15 protein-coding genes and 1 pseudogene are annotated in these 22,108 nt (G+C 30.6%); all 16 read left to right on the forward strand.

The window, feature by feature from the left end; translation table 11 throughout:
- The first annotated feature begins 54 nt into the window (after window positions 1-54).
- The 16 genes and pseudogenes from pseB (at window position 55) to CRO00_RS01375 (ending at window position 22,095) form a co-directional block, all read left to right on the forward strand.
- Window positions 55-1,026 carry a UDP-N-acetylglucosamine 4,6-dehydratase (inverting) gene (gene pseB / locus CRO00_RS01300; protein WP_202615599.1) on the forward strand — a complete coding sequence of 324 codons (972 nt, stop codon included), beginning with the start codon at window positions 55-57 and terminating at the stop codon, window positions 1,024-1,026.
- Entirely contained in the window at window positions 1,026-2,009 is a 984-nt protein-coding gene (gene galE / locus CRO00_RS01305; protein WP_097071841.1) for a UDP-glucose 4-epimerase GalE, read from the forward strand. The genes pseB and galE overlap by 1 nt, the downstream gene beginning before the upstream one ends.
- Window positions 2,006-2,938, forward strand: coding sequence for a UDP-glucuronic acid decarboxylase family protein (locus CRO00_RS01310; RefSeq protein WP_097071842.1), 933 nt, complete (start codon window positions 2,006-2,008; stop codon window positions 2,936-2,938). Before galE ends, CRO00_RS01310 begins: the two co-directional genes overlap by 4 nt.
- A 6-nt stretch (window positions 2,939-2,944) precedes the next feature.
- Window positions 2,945-3,835, forward strand: coding sequence for a UTP--glucose-1-phosphate uridylyltransferase GalU (gene galU / locus CRO00_RS01315; RefSeq protein ID WP_097071843.1), 891 nt, complete (start codon window positions 2,945-2,947; stop codon window positions 3,833-3,835).
- Window positions 3,832-5,139, forward strand: coding sequence for a UDP-glucose dehydrogenase family protein (locus CRO00_RS01320; protein WP_097071844.1), 1,308 nt, complete (start codon window positions 3,832-3,834; stop codon window positions 5,137-5,139). Before galU ends, CRO00_RS01320 begins: the two co-directional genes overlap by 4 nt.
- Before the next feature lie 26 nt (window positions 5,140-5,165).
- Complete coding sequence (locus tag CRO00_RS01325) at window positions 5,166-8,003, forward strand: 6-hydroxymethylpterin diphosphokinase MptE-like protein (protein ID WP_097071845.1); 2,838 nt, start codon at window positions 5,166-5,168, stop codon at window positions 8,001-8,003.
- A gap of 9 nt (window positions 8,004-8,012) precedes the next feature.
- On the forward strand, window positions 8,013-8,909 hold the full coding sequence (locus CRO00_RS01330) for a hypothetical protein (RefSeq protein WP_097071846.1): 897 nt from the start codon (window positions 8,013-8,015) through the stop codon (window positions 8,907-8,909).
- Between the two features lie 31 nt (window positions 8,910-8,940).
- Window positions 8,941-9,615 carry a methyltransferase domain-containing protein gene (locus CRO00_RS01335; RefSeq protein WP_097071847.1) on the forward strand — a complete coding sequence of 225 codons (675 nt, stop codon included), beginning with the start codon at window positions 8,941-8,943 and terminating at the stop codon, window positions 9,613-9,615.
- Between the two features lie 34 nt (window positions 9,616-9,649).
- Window positions 9,650-10,795: a glycosyltransferase family 8 protein gene (locus CRO00_RS01340; RefSeq protein ID WP_161946590.1), complete on the forward strand. Its 1,146-nt coding sequence runs from the start codon at window positions 9,650-9,652 to the stop codon at window positions 10,793-10,795.
- A gap of 130 nt (window positions 10,796-10,925) precedes the next feature.
- Complete coding sequence (locus tag CRO00_RS01345) at window positions 10,926-12,224, forward strand: glycosyltransferase family 2 protein (protein ID WP_097071849.1); 1,299 nt, start codon at window positions 10,926-10,928, stop codon at window positions 12,222-12,224.
- 38 nt (window positions 12,225-12,262) lie between these two features.
- Window positions 12,263-13,546 (forward strand): glycosyltransferase family 2 protein, encoded by a 1,284-nt coding sequence (locus CRO00_RS01350; RefSeq protein ID WP_161946591.1) that lies wholly within the window; start codon window positions 12,263-12,265, stop codon window positions 13,544-13,546.
- Window positions 13,547-13,559: 13 nt separating this feature from the next.
- Window positions 13,560-15,860, forward strand: a complete 2,301-nt coding sequence (locus CRO00_RS01355; protein WP_097071851.1) for an HAD hydrolase-like protein — start codon at window positions 13,560-13,562, stop codon at window positions 15,858-15,860.
- A gap of 26 nt (window positions 15,861-15,886) precedes the next feature.
- Entirely contained in the window at window positions 15,887-17,020 is a 1,134-nt protein-coding gene (locus CRO00_RS01360; RefSeq protein WP_097071852.1) for a glycosyltransferase family 8 protein, read from the forward strand.
- 252 nt (window positions 17,021-17,272) lie between these two features.
- Window positions 17,273-18,480 (forward strand): annotated as a pseudogene (locus CRO00_RS01365) (ISL3 family transposase).
- Between the two features lie 208 nt (window positions 18,481-18,688).
- Window positions 18,689-19,732, forward strand: a complete 1,044-nt coding sequence (locus CRO00_RS01370) for a glycosyltransferase family 2 protein (RefSeq protein ID WP_097071853.1) — start codon at window positions 18,689-18,691, stop codon at window positions 19,730-19,732.
- 26 nt (window positions 19,733-19,758) lie between these two features.
- Window positions 19,759-22,095 (forward strand): HAD family hydrolase, encoded by a 2,337-nt coding sequence (locus CRO00_RS01375; protein ID WP_097071854.1) that lies wholly within the window; start codon window positions 19,759-19,761, stop codon window positions 22,093-22,095.
- The last annotated feature ends 13 nt before the right edge of the window (window positions 22,096-22,108 follow it).

Raw genomic sequence — 22,108 nt, forward strand, 5'->3', positions numbered from 1 at the left:
ATACTATATATACTTTTATACATATTGAACGAAGTAAAAGATTGGAGTATTACAATGAATATACTTGAAAATAAAACAGTTCTCGTTACAGGTGGAACAGGCTCATTTGGAAAGAAGTTTGTTAAAAGGGCATTAGAGCAAAATGTGAAAAAAGTAATTATCTTTAGCCGTGACGAACTGAAACAATACGAACTGAAGCAAGAGTTTGATGATAATCGTCTTCGTTTTTTTATAGGAGATGTACGAGATAAAGATCGCTTAGTTCGAGCGTTTGATGGTGTGGATTATGTTATTCATGCTGCAGCAATGAAACATGTAGATGCATGCGAATACAACCCTTTTGAGGCCGTGAAAACGAATATTCATGGAGCACAAAATATTATCGAAGCTTCAATAGACCGCGGTGTAGAGAAGGTAATTGCTTTGTCTACAGATAAAGCGTGCAGCCCAGTAAATTTATATGGCGCAACAAAACTAGCTTCCGATAAGCTATTCGTTGCAGCTAATGCATACGTAGGGGATAAAAAGACAAGCTTTTCAGTTGTACGTTATGGAAATGTTATGGGAAGTAGAGGCAGCGTCGTCCCTTTCTTTAAAAAAATTCGTCATACCGGTGTTCTAACAGTTACAGATGAACGTATGACGAGATTCTGGATTACATTAGAACAGGGTGTGCAGTTTGTAATCGACAATTTAGAACGTATGCATGGCGGTGAAATTTTCGTACCTAAAATTCCAAGTATGAAAGTGGTTGATTTAGCAAAAGCAATCGGACCAGAATGTGATATCAAAATAATCGGTATTCGTCCGGGTGAAAAGTTACATGAAGCAATGATCATGGAAGATGACGCTCGACACACCGTAGAATTCGATGATTATTACGTTATTCAGCCAGAGTTCCCTTGGTGGTCAAAATCATTCGCTAAAGGTGGAAAGGAATTACCAGATGGTTTTGCTTATACAAGTGATTCAAATAATGATTGGTTAACAATCGAACAATTAAGAGAATTGGCAGGAGACATGTAATGATTGCAGTTATTGGGGGAGCAGGCTATATTGGCTCGCATACAGTTAAATATTTAAGTCAACAAGGAAAAGATGTGGTTGTATTTGATAATTTAAGTACAGGACATCGTGAATTTGTACCGTCGTATATTCCTTTTGTAAAAGGCGATTTAGCAAATAATAACGACTTACATCATCTGTTCGCAACCTATCCAGATATTCATACTGTTATTCATTTTGCTGCTTTTGCTTATGTAGGAGAATCTGTTCAAGAGCCGGCAAAATATTATCGAAATAATGTAGTGAACACTATTAATTTGTTAGATTCGATGCTTGAACATAATGTGAAAAATATCGTGTTTTCATCAACTTGTGCAACATATGGCAATCCAATTGAGTGGCCGATATCAGAAGAACATCCACAAAATCCAATTAATCCTTATGGTAGAACAAAATTAATGATGGAACAAATTATGGAGGATTATTCACGTGCATACGGATTAAAATATGTCGCATTACGTTACTTCAATGCTGCTGGAGCTGATGTGGATTGCGAAATTGGAGAATGGCACGAACCAGAGACACATTTAATCCCTTTAATTTTAGATGTAGCAATAGGGAAACGTGAATCCATTTCTGTATTTGGCTCTGACTTTAATACACCTGATGGTACTTGCATTCGAGATTATATCCATGTAACAGATTTAGCTGATGCTCATAGTCGAGCAGTAGACTTTTTACTTCAACAGAGTGGCAATTTAAAGTTGAACCTTGGAAATGGGGAAGGATTTTCTGTATTAGATATCATTCACGCTGTGGAGGAGATTACAGGAAAGATCATTAAAAAAGACATGGTTGAACGACGTGAAGGAGATCCTGCAAAGTTGATTGGTTCTGCTGAAAAAGCAAAACAAATTTTAGGGTGGCAACCAAAGTTTAAATTAGACGATATTATTGCATCTGCATGGCATTGGCATGTGAAGAATTTTGGAGGTACAAAATGAAACGTATATTAGTAACAGGGGGAGCAGGGTTCCTTGGTTCTCATTTAATTGATCGATTAGTGGAGCAAGGTCATGAAATAGTTTGCCTTGATAATCTTCAAACGGGGTCTTTACAAAATGTTAAACATTTAGAGGGACAAATTACTTTTATCCAGCATGATATAACAGAACCATTACCAGAAATGGGGATGTTCGATGAGATTTATAACTTAGCTTGTCCTGCAAGTCCAGTACATTATCAAGCCAATCCAGTACATACATTTAAAACAAGTGTTCTGGGCGCATTAAATCTGCTTGAATTAGCACGCAAAACAAATGCTAAAATTTTCCAAGCTTCTACTTCTGAAGTTTATGGGGATCCATTAGTACATCCGCAACCTGAACATTACTGGGGACATGTCAACCCTATTGGAATCCGAAGTTGTTATGATGAAGGGAAACGTGGAGCAGAAACATTATTTTTTGATTATGCTCGTATGTATGATGTTGAAATAAAAGTTGTACGAATTTTTAATACATATGGTCCAAGAATGGATCCAAGAGATGGACGTGTAGTTAGTAACTTTATCGTTCAATCGTTACAAAATAAACCATTAACAGTATATGGAGATGGTAAGCAAACACGTTCATTTTGCTATGTGGACGATTTAATTGAAGGATTCATTAGAATGATGGCAACCCCTAAGGAAATCCAAGGCCCAATTAATTTGGGAAATCCGAATGAATTTACCATGCTCGAGCTTGCAGAAAAGGTGTTATTATTAACAGAAAATGAAGCGTTATTAAAATTTGAACCACTTCCACAGGATGATCCAAAACAACGGCAGCCAGTTATAGACGAAGCTAAGAAGCTGTTAAATTGGGAGCCGAAAGTAATGTTAAACGAAGGGTTAAAAAACACAATTACATATTTTAAAGAAAAGGTATGAGTTGATATGTCGAAAAAAGTACGAAAAGCAGTAATACCAGCTGCAGGTTTAGGAACACGTTTCTTACCTGCAACAAAGGCCCAACCGAAAGAAATGCTGCCAATCGTTGATAAACCAACTATTCAATTTATAGTAGAAGAAGCAGTGGCTTCTGGAATTGAAGATATCATTATTATTAGCGGCCGAAATAAACGTTCGATTGAAGATCATTTTGATAAAACTTACGAACTTGAAGAGCTTCTTGCACAAAAAGGAAAATGGGATGAGCTAGAAGAGATTCAGTCGATTTCAAACTTAGCAAATATCCATTATATTCGACAAAAAGAAACAAAAGGGTTAGGTGACGCAATTTATTGTGCACATCGTTTTATCGGGAACGAACCGTTTGCAGTATTATTAGGCGATATAATATTAAAAACAGAAAAACCTGCACTTGCACAGTTAATTGAAACTTATGAAAAGGAAGAAGCTTCAGTAATTGGTGTACAAGCTGTTTCGATGGATGTAGTTCATCAATATGGAGTAATTGATCCAATTGGAAAAATTGTTAGAGGACAACCTATTGAGGTGAATGGTTTTGTTGAAAAACCAAATAGAGATGTGGCACCTTCAAATTTAGCTATAATGGGTCGCTATGTATTAACACCAAATGTATTTAGTGCTTTAAAAGCTACTACTCCTGGAGCAGGGGGAGAAATTCAATTAACAGATGCTATTGAATTACTAAATAAAAGTGAGAGAATCGTTGCCCATGATGTTGTAGGACAACTTTATGATATTGGTAGTAAATTTGGTTTTGTTCAAGCAACAATCGATTTTGCATTAGAACGTCCAGAATTACGTAAAGAAGTTCTTTCCTACTTAGAACAAATTGTACAAAAGGTGGAAATGAAATGACGAATGTTGCTGTTATTGGAACGGGCTACGTTGGGCTAGTTACGGGAGTTGTTTTATCTGAAATAGGTCATACGGTAACGTGTATTGATATAGATGAAAAGAAAGTAGAAATGATGAAGCAAGGGAAATCTCCTATATATGAGCCCGGATTAGATGAATTATTAGTAAAAAATATTTCTAAAAACCGATTATATTTTACTACAAACCATAAAGAAGCCTTTGCTAATTCAGAGATAGTATTGATTGCAGTAGGCACACCACAAAGTGAAAGTGGTGCTGCAGATTTACAATATATTAAACAAGCTGCAAAAGATATTGCACACAATGTTACAAATGATACAGTTGTAGTAGTTAAAAGTACAGTACCGATTGGAACAAATGATTTAGTAGAAAATATTATTCAAGAAAACTTAGTAGCAAATGTTAAAGTAGATGTTGTGTCAAATCCAGAGTTTCTTCGAGAAGGACATGCTATTCATGACACGTTCCACGGTGATCGTATTGCTATTGGAGCAGAATCAAAAGAAGCAGGGGATAAGGTTGAAGAATTGTTTGCACCTTTAAATGTGCCAATTGTACGTACAAATCGCCGTAGTGCGGAAATGATTAAATATGCAGCAAATGCATTTTTAGCTGTAAAAATTAGTTATATTAATCAAATTGCAAATCTTTGTGAACAACTTGGGGCAGATGTAGATGCAGTAGCGGATGGGATTGGAATGGATCATCGAATTGGACGAGCATTTTTAAACGCAGGTCTTGGATATGGTGGATCTTGTTTCCCAAAAGATACAGAAGCGTTAGCTTACTTAGCTAGAGAAAATGAAGTGGATTTGAGTATCGTTGAGGCTGCTATACTAGCAAACCATAGACAAAGTGAAATGTTCACTAAAAAAATAATAGATAAATTCCAAGGAAATATTGAAGGAAAAACGTTAGCTATTCTAGGTGTTGCTTTTAAACCGAACACAGATGACATACGAGAAGCCCCATCACTAAAAATTATTTCAAGCTTGTTAAAGCAAGGAGCAAAAGTGAAAGTTTTTGATCCTGTTGTAAAAGACCTAGGATACATAAACCCATCTATTGAATATTGTGATTCTGTAAGTGATTGTATAACAGATGTAGACGCAACATTATTAGTAACAGAATGGCAAGAATTTATTGATTGTGACTGGGAAGCATTAATCAAATACCCTAAAGTACCACTATTACTTGATGGAAGAAATGCTTTATCTATTGAAAGATTGTCAATATTTGGTTGGGATATTGATAGGATTGGAATAGTACCAAAATTAAAGTAATGACTTAATAAGGAAAGGTGATCTTATTGAGCAAAATTGAATTCAATTTACTAGAAAGTCGAAATGGATTTCCAATTATTGAAGCAAATGTAGAAGGGAAACCCTTCCTGTTACACAGCAAATATGATCCGATAAAAGAGGCCGAGCGATTTATTGACTCTTGGCACGAAAAAATTGAAGCAGCTGATTACATCCTTTTTTATGGTGCTGGAATGGGGTATCATATTAAGGCTTTTTTCGAAAGATACCCTGAGAAAATTGCTTCTGTCTATGAGCCGTTTGAAGAGATTTCTTATTTAACAGTTCAAAATAAAAGTGTAACAAAATTCCCTTTCTCTTTATTAGAACATTATGTTGTTCAAACAGAAAAACAAGTGACATTACAAACGTTATCTGTTTTTAATACGGATTTAAATCATAAGTTTGAAATGATTGTTTTACCTAGCTACGGAAAATTGCAAGATGATAGATTAAAAAAATTTATAGATATATTCAAAAAATTAGTAGATACAAAAAAAGGAAACATAGCTTCTGCGTTTGCTTATTCAAGAAGATGGACAATCAATGCGCTTATGAACTTGCCAAAAACATTAGAGCATCCGAACTTCCTAGTTGAAAAAAAACAATATTTCAAAGGAAAACCGGCTATTATTGTAAGTGCAGGTCCAAGTTTAAGTGAAGAAATTGAGAATTTACGTAAAATCAAAATAGAGGGTTCGGCTTATATATTTGCTGTAGGTTCAGCTTATAAAGCATTAATAAAAGAAGATATTTACCCTGATGCGATTTGTACGTATGACCCTCAAAATCATAATTACACGATATTTAATGAGTTAGTAGAAAATAAAATCGATACTATCCCAATGATTTATGGGACAACAGTTGGATTTGAAACGGTGGATTATTATAAGGGACCAAAACTTTATTTCCCAGTATCACAAGATAAGTTAACAGTTCATTTCCATAATGATCCACAGGTTATCGTGTATGATGCAACAACAATCGCAATTGTTACACTGCAACTGTTAAATCTGCTGGAAGTAAGCAAAGTAATTTTAGTTGGGCAAAATCTTGCATTAAAAAAAGATAAGTACTATGCAGAAGGAATTAAACGATACGACGAAAAGAAAAAAGAAGCATCCGATAACACTGCTAACGAAAAAGATTTGGAACAAACATTCGAAGTAGAAGATGTACACGGTGGAATGGTCTTAACAAATGACGAGTTTAGACGAATGAAAAATGATATGGAAAACTATTTGTCATTAATGGAGATTCCAGTTATTAATACTACAAATGGTGGAGCAGCCATTAAAGGGACAATCTTTAAACCTTTAAATGAGTTAATGAAAGAAGAATTAAATGCTAAGGTAGTAGTAGAAGATTGGTGGAAGAATGAGTCTAAGAATTCATCAGATGTATTAAATAAATCTTTTTTAAGAAAGTATCGTAAAGCATTTGAAAGTTTTGAACAGCAAGATAATGAATTACAGAAATTTTTGACTGAATTCAATCAAGCTCTCCCTACGTTGGAAGACAATCAAATTCAGCGAAAACTTGAAAAATTCGATGAGCTATTTCAAAAATTTCATTCGAATGAATTTTATTTGACAACCATATTCCCAATTGTACAATTAGCTTTTGAAAAATTAAAAAGTGAAAACCAATTAATTGTGGCAATGGCTAACTTAAAAAAGAAAGTGCAGAAGATTAGTGAAGTTTATACTTCTTATCTTCAACAATGTCGACAGAAATATTTAGATGTTGCACCAATCGTAAGCAATTACACCCTGTTAGAACTGTGTAAAGAAAAGAATTATGTAGCAACATCGGGAGTTTTCCATTACGAGGGAGAATGGAACAAAAGATTCCCTCCTGAAAAAGAAACAATGCCAGAAGATTTGACTGAAGAAGAACAAGAAGCATGGCAAAAACAAAAAAAATTAGAGGATAAAATTGACTTCCCAATCCCACTATTTGTTGATACAAAACAAAAGGGCGCAAAATTACAATTCCGTTTCAAAGGTACAAGATTATCGTTATTTGGTTTAAATCTTACTAACCAAATACTAAAGTTAAATATTCAAATTGATAATAAAAATCGAATTATAACAATTGGTGAAAATGAGTTGGAAACAACAGAAGGATATATCCGAAAGGGTATTTTCTCTGTAGTAAACTTAAAGAATACAATTCACCATGTCACAATTGAAGTGCTTTCTGATAATCCCAACTTTTTATTTGAAGGAATTGAAATCGATGATTCTAGCTCTAGTCGTGCTTACCATATTCATGAAGTTGAGCGAGTGGAAGAATTAGAGGTTGGTAAACGAATTCGATGTCATTATAGAGCACCTTATAATACAGTTGGAGAATTTATTGGACTAGGAGATGAAAAAGCTAGTTTCTTGCCGGTTGAAGCATGTGCTGAGCCAGAAGGGGATTTTTACTTTATTATGGTCGATGAGATTGATGGGGAGAAGAAGTTAATTGCAGATCGGAATGTGCAGAACGAAATTTCATGGTTAAATATTGCGAAAAGAATAAATAATTGCCATTTAGAAGATTGTCTAATGACACTTCCTTCTGGTGGTATTAATGCAGATGATAGAAAAAATGATTGGTTTAAATTTATTGAGTCAAATGCAAAAATTGATTGGAATTTGATAGATGGTTTAACTAGTTGGTGTATTGATCGAGTTGAAAATAAGAAGGAAAGTGTTGCTATAAGAGGGCGATACTATGGTGCAGGTCAATGGTGGGGAAATTCAGGACATTATTGGCATGTTAGCGGTAACTTGAGCAATCATTGGCCTTCAAATGGATTTAGACCTATTTTTATACTAAACAAAAAGAAAGGTTAAAATAATATTATGAAGAAATTCATTTTTTTTGGTGCTTCTAAATTAGGTGAACTAGCATATTTCTCATTAAAAGATAAAATAGAGATTTCATACTTCTCTGACAACGATGAAACGAAGTGGGGTTCTGAATATTATGATATACCAATTATTTCTCCTTATGAATTACAAAAAATACAAAAAGGCAATAAGGAGGTAAATATACTAATAACGAGTTCATATCATAAGGAAATATACTTGCAACTTAAAAATATGGGTTTAAATAATATACAAATATTTGATATTCAGAGTAGTATTTTAAACCCTGATGAAGTAAATAATGGTAAACAAATTTCAGAAATTTTTTTTACTAAGTATGGTATTAAAAGTAATAATAAGTTGTTCTCTAGTACATTTTTTAATAAATTCAAAGGGAAAAAAGTAACTTTAAAAATAGACGATTTGAACTTAGGAATTGACGGGTTAAATGATAAATATACTCTAGCCTATAGGAAAGTTCAAAATTCACCACATTATGAATTAATGTTGTACTTGCATAATAATTGGGCATTACAAAATTGTGAATATATAAAAAGACTTAGCATTGGAACACTAGATTTAAGGGAAGCGCAAATTGTAAATGATGAATTTTTGGATTATACAAGGGAAAAGTATGAGGAAAGAGTTAATTTACTTAATTTAGAACTATTAGAACCTATTAAAGTTGCAAAAATAAACAACAATTGGTTCATTATTGATGGGAAACATCGGGCAGCTTTGCATTGTTTGAGGGGATATAGAACTATCAATGCAGTCGAAGTAACCGAAATTATGTATGATAGTTTTAATTTTTGGATCTATAAGTTAATGAAAAATAAAGAAGCGGAATATAAAAAAAACTTATCCTTATTTGAAGGACTTTATTACTAAATAATTTGCAAAAGAAAGATGGGATTAACAAATGTATAAGAGTATAAGTGAAATTGTAAGAAGTTTAGAAGAATCACCTATCGAAAATGGTGGTAATATCTATCATCCGATACCTTTTGAAGAATTTAATAATTTAAAAACTAGTACTGATAATATTGAATTTTTGAAAAAATGGGCAATTATCAAATCTAAGATAGACGAATTATTTGGTGAAAAATTGAAAGAAATTAGTGTATTAGATATTGGTTCAAATGGTGGATTTTTTACTTTCTCACTTTCAAAAGAAGTAGCTAATGTAACTGCCTTTGAATCTCATCCTCGTTATGGAGAAATTGGGAAGTCTTTAACTAAAATAAAAAAAATAAATAATGTTGAATGGCATAATGAGAATTTTAATTTAGAGAAAATCAAAAATGAGACATATGATATTACATTGATGCTAAGTGTTTTTCAATGGATTGCTAGGGGGGGAGAAAATTTAGAAGAAAGTTTAGAATTATTAAAGGAAATTTCAAAAAGAAGTAAGTATTTAGTCTTTGAGCTTGGATTTAACTCAGGAAAATCTTGTTTAACTACTCAAAATCCGGACCATTTTGATGAACTTATTAAAATGCTAAAAAGAGGTACTATTTATAATAACTTTGAATTAATAGGAAAGAGTAACTTTTGGCATGATAAAGAAAGATTTATAGTTTTATGCTATTAATACATCTTAATTCGGACTTATGGAGTTGATATTTTTGGAGAAAATACACATAGTATTGGCGCCAGATAATAATTATGTGGTTCCAGCATGTGCGGTTATCACCTCGGTATTGGAGAATAATACCAGTGGTTCTAGTATACATTTTTATATTTTAGATAATGATATATCAAATGAAAATAAAAAAAATTTAGATATGGCTATCAAAAAAAATAATTTAACTTCATTAAGTTATTTACAGATCAATTCAAGTCTAATTGAAGGTAAGGTTGTTAATGGGCATATTTCAGAAGCTGCTTATTATAGAATATTATTACCACAAATACTTTTTGAAATAAAAAAAGTAATTTACTTAGATTGTGATGTAATAGTAAAAAAAGATATAAAACAATTATGGGATATTAATATCGATGATTATGCAATTGCGGCAGTAGGAATTAAAGATTTCTCTCACAGCTCTATAATTGGTTTGCCGAGCGACGCCCCTTATTTTAATTCTGGAGTTATGCTTATGAATTTGAAAAAATGGAGAGAAGAGAATTTGTTAGAGAAGGTATTAAATTTTATAAGAAATAATCCAGATAAATTACTCCTATGGGATCAAGATGCACTAAATGCAGTGCTTTATAATAATTGGTTGGAGTTAGATATAAAATGGAATGTAAGAACTGTTATTTTTACTTTAGATAAAGGGATGTTAAAACTTTCAAGTGGCGAACTTCAAGATATAAGACATAATCCATATATAATTCATTATACAACAGAGTCTAAACCATGGCATTTTTTAAATAATCATCCATTAAAAAAGGAATTTTTTGAATACCTAGATAAAAGTGGTATAAGTTACATTAAATATCCCGAAGAAAAAGTATTAAAATCAAAGATAATATTATTTGGTACTGGAAGAAATTCTGAAAATATCACCAAACTTTTAAATGAATATAATTTTCCTGTATTTACTTATTTGGATAATAATAAAGAGAATCATGGGAAGTTATTTTTAAATAGAGAGGTTCTTAATCCTGAAATGTTTGAAAAAACAAATGATTCTTATATTATAATTGCAAGCCAATATTACAATGAAATTTCTATTCAATTACAGAATAAAGGTTTAATAAAAAATAAGGATTACTTTTGCTCCCTTCATGATATAACTAAAATTAGTCAAAATTCAAATCACTAGATTAAGCTAATTCATTAATATATGTATAAGTATGTTTATTCTAATTTGCTAGATATGTTAAATAATGTAACAATATATTGGAATTCAATTTATACATAAACAATATAAATTTCTAGTAGGAGGAATTTATGTGACAACTCCAAGTATAAGTGTAGTTATGCCTGCATATAACCGTGCAAAATATATAGAAGCGGCTATTGATAGTGTTTTAATGCAAACATATAAGGATTTTGAATTAATCATTGTAGATGATGGTTCAACAGATCAAACGGTTGATATTATTCAAAATTATAGCGATCCACGAATTAGATTAATTAAGCATGAAACTAACAAAGGTGTTGCAGCAACAAGAAATACTGGTTACAGAAACGCTCTAGGGGAATTTATTGTAATCGCAGATTCGGATGATATAAATTTACCAACGAAATTTGAAGAGCAAGTAAATTACTTAGATTTGCATCAAGATATTTCTGTTGTAGGCTGTCACTATCAACATTTTAGTAATATGGATTTTTTAGATAAATGGGAATTTCACGAAGACGATAAATATATTAAATCCATGAGGTTATTTTGGAATCACCAAGCCCCAGCCTCAATGTTTAGAAAAGAGAGAATTGAAAAACTAGGATTACTTTTACATGATGAAAGTTATCTAGCAGCAGTAGATAGTGAATGGTTTTCAAAAATGCCTAATAGTATTAAATTTGCGAATATCCCCAAAGTACTTTACTTGTATAGAAGACACGAGGATCAGTTTACGAAAGATGGAAAGCGTGATAGTTTACAAAGAAATTATGTGGATAAGATAAGGAAAGAGATGCTCTTTAAAACTGGGGCAAACCCAACAAAAAGAGAAGTTCAAACACATTATATACTCTGTGAATTTGAAAGTTTTTTGGAAAATGATATTAGTTTTGAGGAAATAAGAAAATGGATAGAAAAATTAGTAAAAGCTAATTTAGAAAGTAACTTTAATGATCCTTCTGTTTTTTTACAGATAATCACAGAGAGGTTTTATTATTTATGTAATCATTATAATTATTTAGGTATTGAAGTATGGGATGCTTGGGAGAAGTATGCGTATCGACATATTATTAATTACGATAGAGTTATGGTGGAAAGTAAAATAATAAAAGAAAAAATAAGGAATAAAAAAGTAGCTATTTTTGGCACACTTAGTAGTGCTAATTTTGTATTTAATAAGTTATATAACCTAAATATGAAGGTTGATTTCTTTATTGATAATTATTGGTCTTACCCAAATCCTTCAATAAATAATATTCCAGTTTATAGTATAGATATTTTGAAAGAGGAAACAATTGATGTAATTATTGTATCTAATACCTCAAGTAGAAAATACATTATAAAAGAATTTCTAAATAATAACTTTCCAAATATTACAGTACTTTTGATTGAAGACCTTTCTTAAACAGAATCGGTTTTTCTTCATAACAAAGGATGGTTTATGTGCCTAAAATAAGTGTTATTATGCCTGTCTACAACAGAGAAGCTTATATCAACGATGCTATAGATAGTGTTTTAAATCAAACATATCAGGATTTTGAATTAATAATCATCGACGACGGATCAACTGACAATACAATTAATCAAATAAACTCTTATGATGATTCAAGAATAGTATTAATTAAACATGATAGTAATAAAGGTATTTCTGCTGCAAGAAATACGGGATTAAGACATGCTAAAGGGGAGTTTATTGTTAACTCAGATTCAGATGATATAAATTTACCTACAAAATTCGAAGAACAATTATATTTCCTTGAAAAGAATCAAGAAATGGATATTGTAGGTTGTCATTATCAACATTTCTCTGAGGAAGGATTAGGGGAAATATGGTATTTCCCCGAAGATAATGATTATATTAAAGCTAATAGGTTACTTTGGAATCAACAAGCACCGACCTCTATGATACGTCGAAAAAAAATTGAAGATAAAGGTTTGCTTTATTATGATGAATTTTTTAGTTCAGCAGAGGATACAGAATTTTTTAATAGAATGCCAGATGATGTGAAAATGACAAATATACAGAAAGTTTTATATTTGTATCGTAGGCATAATGCTCAAGTTACATTAGATTTAGAGGACACTCCCCAAAAGCGTTTAGTTAATCTTGCACGTATTAAACTTCTAAATGAAATGGGTCTGTACCCTTCTGAACATGAAATTAAAGTTCACTATTCACTTTGTGATTTCAACAGTTTAGTAAAAAATAAAATTAAATTTAGTGAAGTGAGAAATTGGACTGAAAAACTAATTACATATAATAATCTTAACTATTTTTATAATATGAATCTTTTTAAGAATATTTATGCTAGTCAATTTTTCCGTTTGTGTGATTATTATTCGTATAAAGGAAAAGAAATCTGGGATGACTGGGAAAATTTTGAATATAAAAAACGAACACCAGCATACGAAGTTTTTGATATGGAAAAGGTGCTTCAAATTCTCCAAAACAAGAAAATAGCGATATTAGGGACTCTTTACAGTACTTACAATTTAATTCGAACATTAGAAGTAGTAAAAATACCAATATCCTACTTAATTGATAATAAAATCGGTGATCAAGGTTTGAGAATGAATAATTTACCAATATATAAATTAGATAATATAAAAGAAAATCGTATAGATACTCTTATTTTGGGAATATTATCTGATAAGAAATATGATATCAAGAATGAGATAGAAGAGAATTATAATATAGAAGTAATTTTATTTGATGACTTAATCTAAGTAGGTGGATATTGTGAATTATAAAAATGACCTAGTTTTATCAAAAATAAATATTGAAGATTATGAGATGTTTAGCTTAGATATCTTTGATACACTTCTCTTTCGAATGTGTGCACGACCTGAAGATATATTTACTAAAGTTGGAGAACTAGCGATAGATAAATTTGGTGATGCCTTTGGATATTCTTCTAAAACTTTTAGAGAGGTTCGGAAGTTAAGTGAGCAAAAAGCAAGAAAAGTATATTTAAATAAAAATGAAATTAACTACGATAATATCTATGAATTCATGCCATTTGATGGTGAAATTAGAGAGTATTTAAAAAAAATAGAGCTTGAAGTAGAGAAGGAAAATATTTTTTTAAATGAATCTGTCTATTCTTTTATTAGAGAATGTTATAGTAAAGGTCGAAAAATTATTCTTGTTTCAGATATGTATTTATTTCGTGAACAAATAGAGGACATATTGAAGCATACAAATTTAGATTTAGAAATGATTCACAATATTTATGTTTCTTCTGAAAATAATGAAACAAAACATAATGGTAACTTATTTAAACTTGTTTTAGAAGATTACTCTTATGTACCATCTAATAGAATACTTCATATAGGTGATAATTACTATGCGGATTTTCTTCAGGCCAGGGAAAATAAAATGCATGCAGTTTACTACCCACCAATAATCGAGGATTATCTTAGTATCTATCAATTAGAGGAGAAAATTTCAGATGAGTGTGCTAACAATATTCGATCTTTAAGAAAAATAGTTTCCCATACAGCAAAATATAGTGGAGATGACCTTGCATTATACAAAATTGGTTCGGAAGTATACGGACCTTTTTATTCTGCTTTTGCTGAATGGGTAGTGGAACAAGCTATACAGAAAGATATAAAAAAAGTATTACCTTTAATGCGTGAAGGAATGCTATTATCAACACTTATAAAAAAAATAGTAGATGATCGGAAACTTGATATTGTAGTTACCCCAACATATATATCAAGAAAAGCGTCTTATTTACCGTCAATTAAGGAATTAACAGAAAAACATATTGATGAAGTGCTAAAAAGGGAGAATTTAATTTTATATGATGTGTTTAATCTCTTTTTATTACCAATCGAGAATACAGAATTCGAGCATTATAAATATAATACCTTAGGAGAATGTCACTTAATAAGAAGTGAGGAACAAAGCATAACTCAAAGGTTAAAAAATTACTTCCTTCAGGATGAGCAATTTTCATCAATAAAAGAAAATATTCAAAAGCAAAAACAGTACTTAAAACAATATATTACTGAAATATCCGGTAATGAAAGTTTTATTACTGTTGATCTTGGAGGTAATGGGACAATTCAAAGTAATATTGATATTTTGTTTCCTAATAAAGCTATCCATCTATTTGTATATGGAACAGAAAAGGCCTTAGAAAAAATAATAAACGGTCAAAAAATTTTCTCTTGGATGGGATTTGAAAATGACTTTTCTAAATTGAATGAGATTTTTGCGAGACATACAGAAGTACTTGAAGCTATTACTAGTATAATGGAACCTGGAACAGACTATTATAAAAGAAATGAATTTGGAATTGTTGAACCAGTAAAAAGTTTAACAAACTATTCATACGATTGCTTTTTAAAGCAAGAAATCATTTGGAATGGAATAGCTGATTTTCAACAGTATTTTTTGAAATTAAGCCATAAAAAAATTAAACTTACCTCAAATGAATTGTTTAATATTGTAGAGAGATTTATAAGTTATCCAACTTTCAAGGAAGTAAAAAGTTTACAAAATTTCTTTTTTGAAGATCACGTTACTTATACGTCATCAAGAAAGTTAATAGAACCTTATGAAAAGGGGAAAATTAACAATAAAGATTATTATAATTTTTTATCGCATCAAAAAAAACCTAAACATGAAGAAAGGATACTTTGGCCAGAAGGAATCGTTACTTTAGATAATCCATTATATTTTCTAGACATCATTTATGGTGAAGATTCTAAGATATTTAAACATATAGTTGCCATTATAAAGGGAATTAATCTTAAATGCTATAGAAGTATTGCAATTTATGGTGCTGGCGAAATTGGTATACAAGTTTATAATATATTAAAATATTTAGATATTAAAGTTACATTATTTGTTGATAAAAATTATAAAAATATTATAAGAGAAATACCCGTTTGTGATATGTCAGGCATTCCTGAAGATATAGATTTGATTATAATAGCCTCAGTTGTATACAAAGAAGAAATTTTTAATGAATTATCATGTTATTATAAAGAAAATGCGAACAAACCTAATATTTTAAAATTACTTTAATAGATTATTCTTAGAGGGAAAATATAATGTCAATTAATATAGTATGTTCTATCAATTCGGTTTTTTTGCAACATTTTTGTGTAATGGCAATGTCTGTTGTGAGTAATACAAATCATACAATACACTTCCATATTATTAATAACGATTTAACAAATGAAGATAAGCAATTAGTAAATAAAGTTTTTAAAAAATATAATTATGTATCAGTTTCTTTTTATACTATTGAAGATAAATTATTAGAAGATATTAAAATTCAAGCAGAACACTTAACAATTCAAGCATTGTATAGACTATTAATTCCAGAAATTTTGCCCCATTCTATAAATAAAGTAATATATCTTGACTCTGATTTGTTAGTTAACAGCAATATTGCTAATTTATATGATATTGATGTTGAAGATTATTATATAGCTGCTGTAAATGAAATATTTGAACCAAGTACTATACTATTAAAATTAAATTCTTCTTTAGATTACTTTAATTCTGGTGTTATGATAATAAACTTGAAAAAGTGGAGAGAAGATGCATTTCTGCAAAAGTGTCTGGTCTTTGCCAAAAATAATCAAGATAAGCTGTTATTAGCAGATCAAGACATATTAAATGGTGTTTTAAAAGGTGAATGGAAAAGGATTCCACTTGAGTGGAATCTAGTCAAAGGTATTTGGATTGACTACCAAGAATACTGTAAACGATATTCCAAAGTATATATTGATACAATTATTGAAAAGCCCAATATTATTCATTTTACTACTCCATCTAAACCATGGCATTGGCTCTGCGATCATCCATATAAAGAAAAGTATTTTTATTATTTAAATATAACAGGCCTTTCTTATGTTAAATACCCAGAATTAAGCTATCTTAATAGTAAGAATAATATTTACATTTTTGGATCAGGGAAAGCTGGTCAGGAAACATTGAAAATATTGGAAAAGCAGAATACGAAGATTAAAGGCTTTTATGATAATAATGTTGATTTATGGGGGATTTCGGTAAATGGAATCGAGGTATATGATCCTAAAAAGTGTAAAAGTGGTCCAAATGACTTTATTATTATAGCTAGTATGTATTATAAAGATATATCAAAACAATTAAAGAATTATGGACTTAAAGAATATAAGAATTTTTGTAGAATAGAATATTTACACAAATTACAATAAGTAGGTATTATTTATTTTTATATTAAAAATATAACAATTAGAAAAGAACTGATAAAATTCAGTTCTTTTCTCGTATTTAATGAATTTAAGACATCGATAGGTGTAAAAAATTAAGGGAATTATAAATAATGGTTCTATATTATTTGTTGGGGTTTTCCTACAATTTATGAAAAAGAAAATGCACAACATCACCTATTTTTCTATACTTGAATTGACTAGAAACAAGTTGAAAAAAGTGAGTTGTGCTGTATGATGAATATTAACATGGAACTGCCAGGATTAAAAGGTGTAAATATTGAGGAAATCATTGAACAAGAAAATCGTATCCTAGTCTATATTTCAATGCCTGTAAAAGAACATATCTGTCCAATGTGTGGAGATAAAACGACTAAAATACATGATTATCGAATGCGAAAGATTGGTCACCTTTCGTTTTGGGGACGTTCAACGAAGCTGATCTATAAATGTCGTCGTTATCGTTGTCATTGTGGTAAGCGCTTTGCCGAAAGGGCCTTTTTTTCGAGCGATATCAACGATTCTCTAGAGAAGCAAATCAAGCTATGATTATTCAATCCGTGAAGTCTAAAACATTTAAAGATGCGGCAAACATTCTTGGTACATCCGTCTCAACGATTTTACGCAGATTTATCAAACAAGCCAAAGCGACATTACCTGAGGGTGTTAAATTACCAAAAGCAATTGCCATTGATGAATATAAAGGGGATACGGATGCAGGTAAATATCAGCTCATTATAGCCGATGCTGAAACACATGAACCAATTGATGTTCTGCCGAATCGTCGACTACAAACGATAAAAACATATTTACAAAAATATGGTCAAGATGTGGAAGTCGTCGTTATGGATATGAACGGAAGTTTTAAAGCGGCTGTTCAGCAAGCCTTGGCAAAACCGATAATTGTCGCGGACCGATTCCATTATTGTCGCTATATTCATTGGGCTTTAGATGATGTCCGAAGAAAAGTTCAAAAAGAAATGCATGCCTATGATCGTAAGAAATCTAAGAAAATGAGATTTGTTTTACATAAGAATTCCGCTAAACTATCTGAGGAAGAGCGTTGGTATTTAAATCGTTATCTTAGTTTATCACCTGAGTTAAAAAAGGCTTATGAGCTAAAGGAACTGTATAAACAGTGGTTTACAGAAGCAAAAAAGGAAAAGAATGTTCAGAAGGTTAAAGAAGGATTAGAAGCATTTTACCGGAAGGTAGAAGAGTTGAACATTCCAAGCTTTTTAAAAAGTATACAAACATTAAAGAATTGGCAAATAGAAATTTTAAATAGTTTTGTATTTGGTTATTCAAATGGATTTTTAGAAGGAATTAATAATAAAACAAAAGTGCTCAAACGGAATGCTTATGGATTCCGCAGATATGAGCACTTTAAGGCGAAAATAATATTAGGTCACATGTATAAAAATATAGGGTTGTATGTTGGTTAGAGGGAGCTAAGTCGCGACCTGCCATACATTCCTTCCTCGCTACGCTTCGGAAGAAATGTATGGCAGGGATGGTTTTCTTTTAAACAAGTATCCTTGATCTCTCGTGTGTTACCCCAACATTTGACAAAGGACCTAAATAATTTAAGTCCTATACATCTAATTATGATAATAAAAAGAGGTTTAATAATAAAATCTGTGAGGTAATAGAATGTCTTTAATATCTACCATCATTACAAATTATAACTATGAAAAATATATTGCCGATGCTATTCAATCTGTTTTGAATCAAACATATAATAATTATGAAATTATTATAGTCGACGATGGCTCAACAGATCATTCATTAGATATTATTTATGAATACAAACAAAATTACCCTGATGTTATTAAAGTAATTGAACAAGAGAATAGTGGGCAGGCTGTAGCATTTAATAATGCATTTAAATTAGCGCGAGGAGAAATAATAGCTTTTTTAGATGCAGATGATTATTGGTACTCCAATAAATTAGAGAAAATCGCAAAATATCATCAAACATATCCTGCTATTCAGCACAATTTAAATGTTAATAATAAAGAAAAAATTACAATATTAGAGGATCAAGTTCAAAAGCAACAATATGCTTGGGAAAATTATAATTTTGGAGGATATGTTCCTACATCTGGTCTTTCGTTTGTTAAAGATGTGGTAGCATTTGTTTTCCCTATCCAAGATAATGGATTTAAAGTATGTGCAGACTGGTATTTAAAATGTATGTTTTTAAATGAATTTGATATTTTTTCCTTAAATGAATCCTTAGGATGTTACCGAGCTCACGAATCCAACAATTGGTATGAGAGTCAAGAAAAGTATAAAGCGTATGGAGATTTTATTTTAGAGCAAACTAATCTCTATAGAAGAAAAAAAGGAAAAAGATTACTATCACTAGACTCTGGTAAAAATATAAAAGAATACCTCTATTCATCACTAAAATTAAATAAGACTGATCGTTATGTTATTTTTGGAACTGGTCAACAGGGGAAGTATTTTTATCAACGTATGAAGGATGACTATGATGTAATCGGTTTTACTAATAGTCTTTCGAAAAAGTCGTTTGAATTTGAAGGACTTATATGCACACCTTTAGAGGAAGTACTAACAAATACTAGACAGGATGATAAAATTCTGATTGCAAGTGATAGTTTGGGTGAAATAGAGTATTTATTACGAGAAATGGGAGTTGCACAAAATAGAATTATCTCACCTCAATTATAAAGTCAACAATAGAGGAAGCGATATATATGGAATTGTACAAAAAAGATAAAATGTTAAATAACGTCCAAATTAGTGATTATGAGATTATTAGTAGTGATATATTTGATACTTTAGTATTAAGAAGTTGTGCGGAACCTAGTGATATTTTTTTAAAAGTTGGACAATCTGCAAAAGAGAAATTTCATCTTTCTTTCCCTTTCTCTAAAGAAAGTTACAAAGAGTTGAGAAAATCTGTAGAAGAAAATGCTAGGAATTATTTAAAACATAAACAAGAAATTACTTTTAAAGATATTTTTGAGAAAGTTCCGCTTGATAATGAAATTAAAATGTTTTTAATGGAGCAAGAGATATTAGAAGAAAAAAGGAATTTAATATTAAATGAAAATGTTTATTCATTACTAAAAAGCGCCTATCACCAAGGGAAGAAAGTTATTTTAACATCTGATATGTATTTATCAAAAGAACAGATAGAAGATCTGTTAATTGGAATAGGAATAGATTTAACTCTTTTTGATGAAGTATTTGTTTCATCGGAATTAGATAAAACAAAAAGTAATGGTTCTTTATACCAACATATTTTATCCTTTTACAACAATACTCCGAAAGAAAAAATATTACATATAGGTGATAATTATAATTCTGATGTGATCCAAGCGGAACGAAATGGACTTAAATCAATCTACTACAACGTAATAAATGAAAATATATTTAGTATTTATAAAATTGAGGAAGCACTAACTGAAGCTCCCTTGAATGAACTAAGGTCTTTAAGGAAATTGATTGGAAATACAACTAACTATAAGGGAGATAACTTAAAGTGGTATCAAATAGGTGCTCAAATATTCGGTCCAGTTTATGCCCTATATTGTGAATGGATTCTTGATTATGCAAAACAGATGAAGGTTAAACAAATTGCACCAATGATGAGGGAAGGGGCATTATTTAAAAAATTATTGGAGAACAATATCCAGGATGAGAACCTTGATATTGTTGTTAAACCGCTTTATGTTTCAAGAAAAGCTACATTCTTACCAAGCTTAACTACGTTTGATGAACTAGTAGTTACAGAATTACTTGAAAGAGATTTTTTGTCTATTAATGATTTATTTAATCTCTTATTATTAGAAATAAAGAATACTATTTTTGAACAATATAGTACTTTAAAAATAGGAGAGATTAAAACAATAAATTTAGCTGATACTACATTGTATAAACATCTCCAACAATATCTACTAGGCGATGATATAAAAAAAGCCGTCGAGAATAACATTATTGAGCAAAAAAACCTTTTTAGGAACTATTTAGAAAACGAGACGAATAGTTACTCATTTCTAACGGTTGACCTAGGAGGTAACGGTACTATACAGACTCAAATTAATAATGCACTAGGGGATAAAGAAAAAGCAATTCATTTGATTTTTGCTGGCCGATTTACAGCACTAAAAAAAGTTGTAAATGGAGATAAGCTTTATTCATGGATGGGTTATATGACAAATCAAAGTATGAAAGTTAAGAGTTTTTTTAGAAGTCCCGAAATTATTGAAGCTGTAACAAATATTGTAGAAGCAGGAACAAGTCATTATATCTTTAAAAGACAAAATTTGGTCGAAATAATCTCTAATGGAATACATTATCCAGAGGAACAAAGAGTAAATCAATCAATTTGTTGGGAAGGCATATTAGAGTTCCAAAAAGCGTGGTTAAAATTTAAAAAGACACAGCCTGTTAAGCACCAACTATTAAATAACCTAGATGGAATAATAACAATATTTTATAGATTAATTACTTATCCTACCTATGATGAAGCAAGATTATTAGGCTCATTTATACAAGATGATCAAATTCATTACTCTAGAAGTGAGTCGATTTTACAAGAAAAAGATTTCTCAGTACTTGAGCAGCAAGGTATAGATGAATTTTTATTAGCAAATAGAGATGGTTATTCGATACATGAAATATATTGGCCACAAGGTGTTGTAGCTTTGAGGAGTCCTAATTATTTTACACAAAAGTATTTAGAAGAATGCTTAAAAGATTCAAATTATGTAGAGATTTATAATTTATTAAAAAATATTGAAATAAAAAAGTATCGTTGTATTTGTATTTATGGTGCTGGTGAAATAGGAGAGAAAATATTATTAATATCACAGTTATTTAAATTGCATATTAGCTATTTCATCGATCGGAATTATAAACAAATGAGTAGCGGTTTTCATGGTGTACCTGTAATAGGTAATTCGAATTTAAGTGAGAAAATAGATTTAATTATTATTGCTTCAAAAGCTTTTAAGCAAGATATAGAAAAAACAATACTCCAAAGATATAAAGGTAAAAAGTTACCAACAATTATCGGATTTGATTAGTGAGTAGGCAGGG

Source organism: Ureibacillus xyleni, assembly GCF_900217795.1.
Classification (GTDB): domain Bacteria; phylum Bacillota; class Bacilli; order Bacillales_A; family Planococcaceae; genus Ureibacillus; species Ureibacillus xyleni.

What these genes read in the sequence shown, in the direction of transcription:
- pseB (WP_202615599.1), top strand. Translation starts at nt 55, where the DNA reads ATGAATATACTTGAAAATAAAACAGTTCTCGTTACAGGTGGAACAGGC.
- galE (WP_097071841.1), top strand. Translation starts at nt 1,026, where the DNA reads ATGATTGCAGTTATTGGGGGAGCAGGCTATATTGGCTCGCATACAGTT.
- CRO00_RS01310 (WP_097071842.1), top strand. Translation starts at nt 2,006, where the DNA reads ATGAAACGTATATTAGTAACAGGGGGAGCAGGGTTCCTTGGTTCTCAT.
- galU (WP_097071843.1), top strand. Translation starts at nt 2,945, where the DNA reads ATGTCGAAAAAAGTACGAAAAGCAGTAATACCAGCTGCAGGTTTAGGA.
- CRO00_RS01320 (WP_097071844.1), top strand. Translation starts at nt 3,832, where the DNA reads ATGACGAATGTTGCTGTTATTGGAACGGGCTACGTTGGGCTAGTTACG.
- CRO00_RS01330 (WP_097071846.1), top strand. Translation starts at nt 8,013, where the DNA reads ATGAAGAAATTCATTTTTTTTGGTGCTTCTAAATTAGGTGAACTAGCA.
- CRO00_RS01335 (WP_097071847.1), top strand. Translation starts at nt 8,941, where the DNA reads ATGTATAAGAGTATAAGTGAAATTGTAAGAAGTTTAGAAGAATCACCT.
- CRO00_RS01360 (WP_097071852.1), top strand. Translation starts at nt 15,887, where the DNA reads ATGTCAATTAATATAGTATGTTCTATCAATTCGGTTTTTTTGCAACAT.
- CRO00_RS01370 (WP_097071853.1), top strand. Translation starts at nt 18,689, where the DNA reads ATGTCTTTAATATCTACCATCATTACAAATTATAACTATGAAAAATAT.
- CRO00_RS01375 (WP_097071854.1), top strand. Translation starts at nt 19,759, where the DNA reads ATGGAATTGTACAAAAAAGATAAAATGTTAAATAACGTCCAAATTAGT.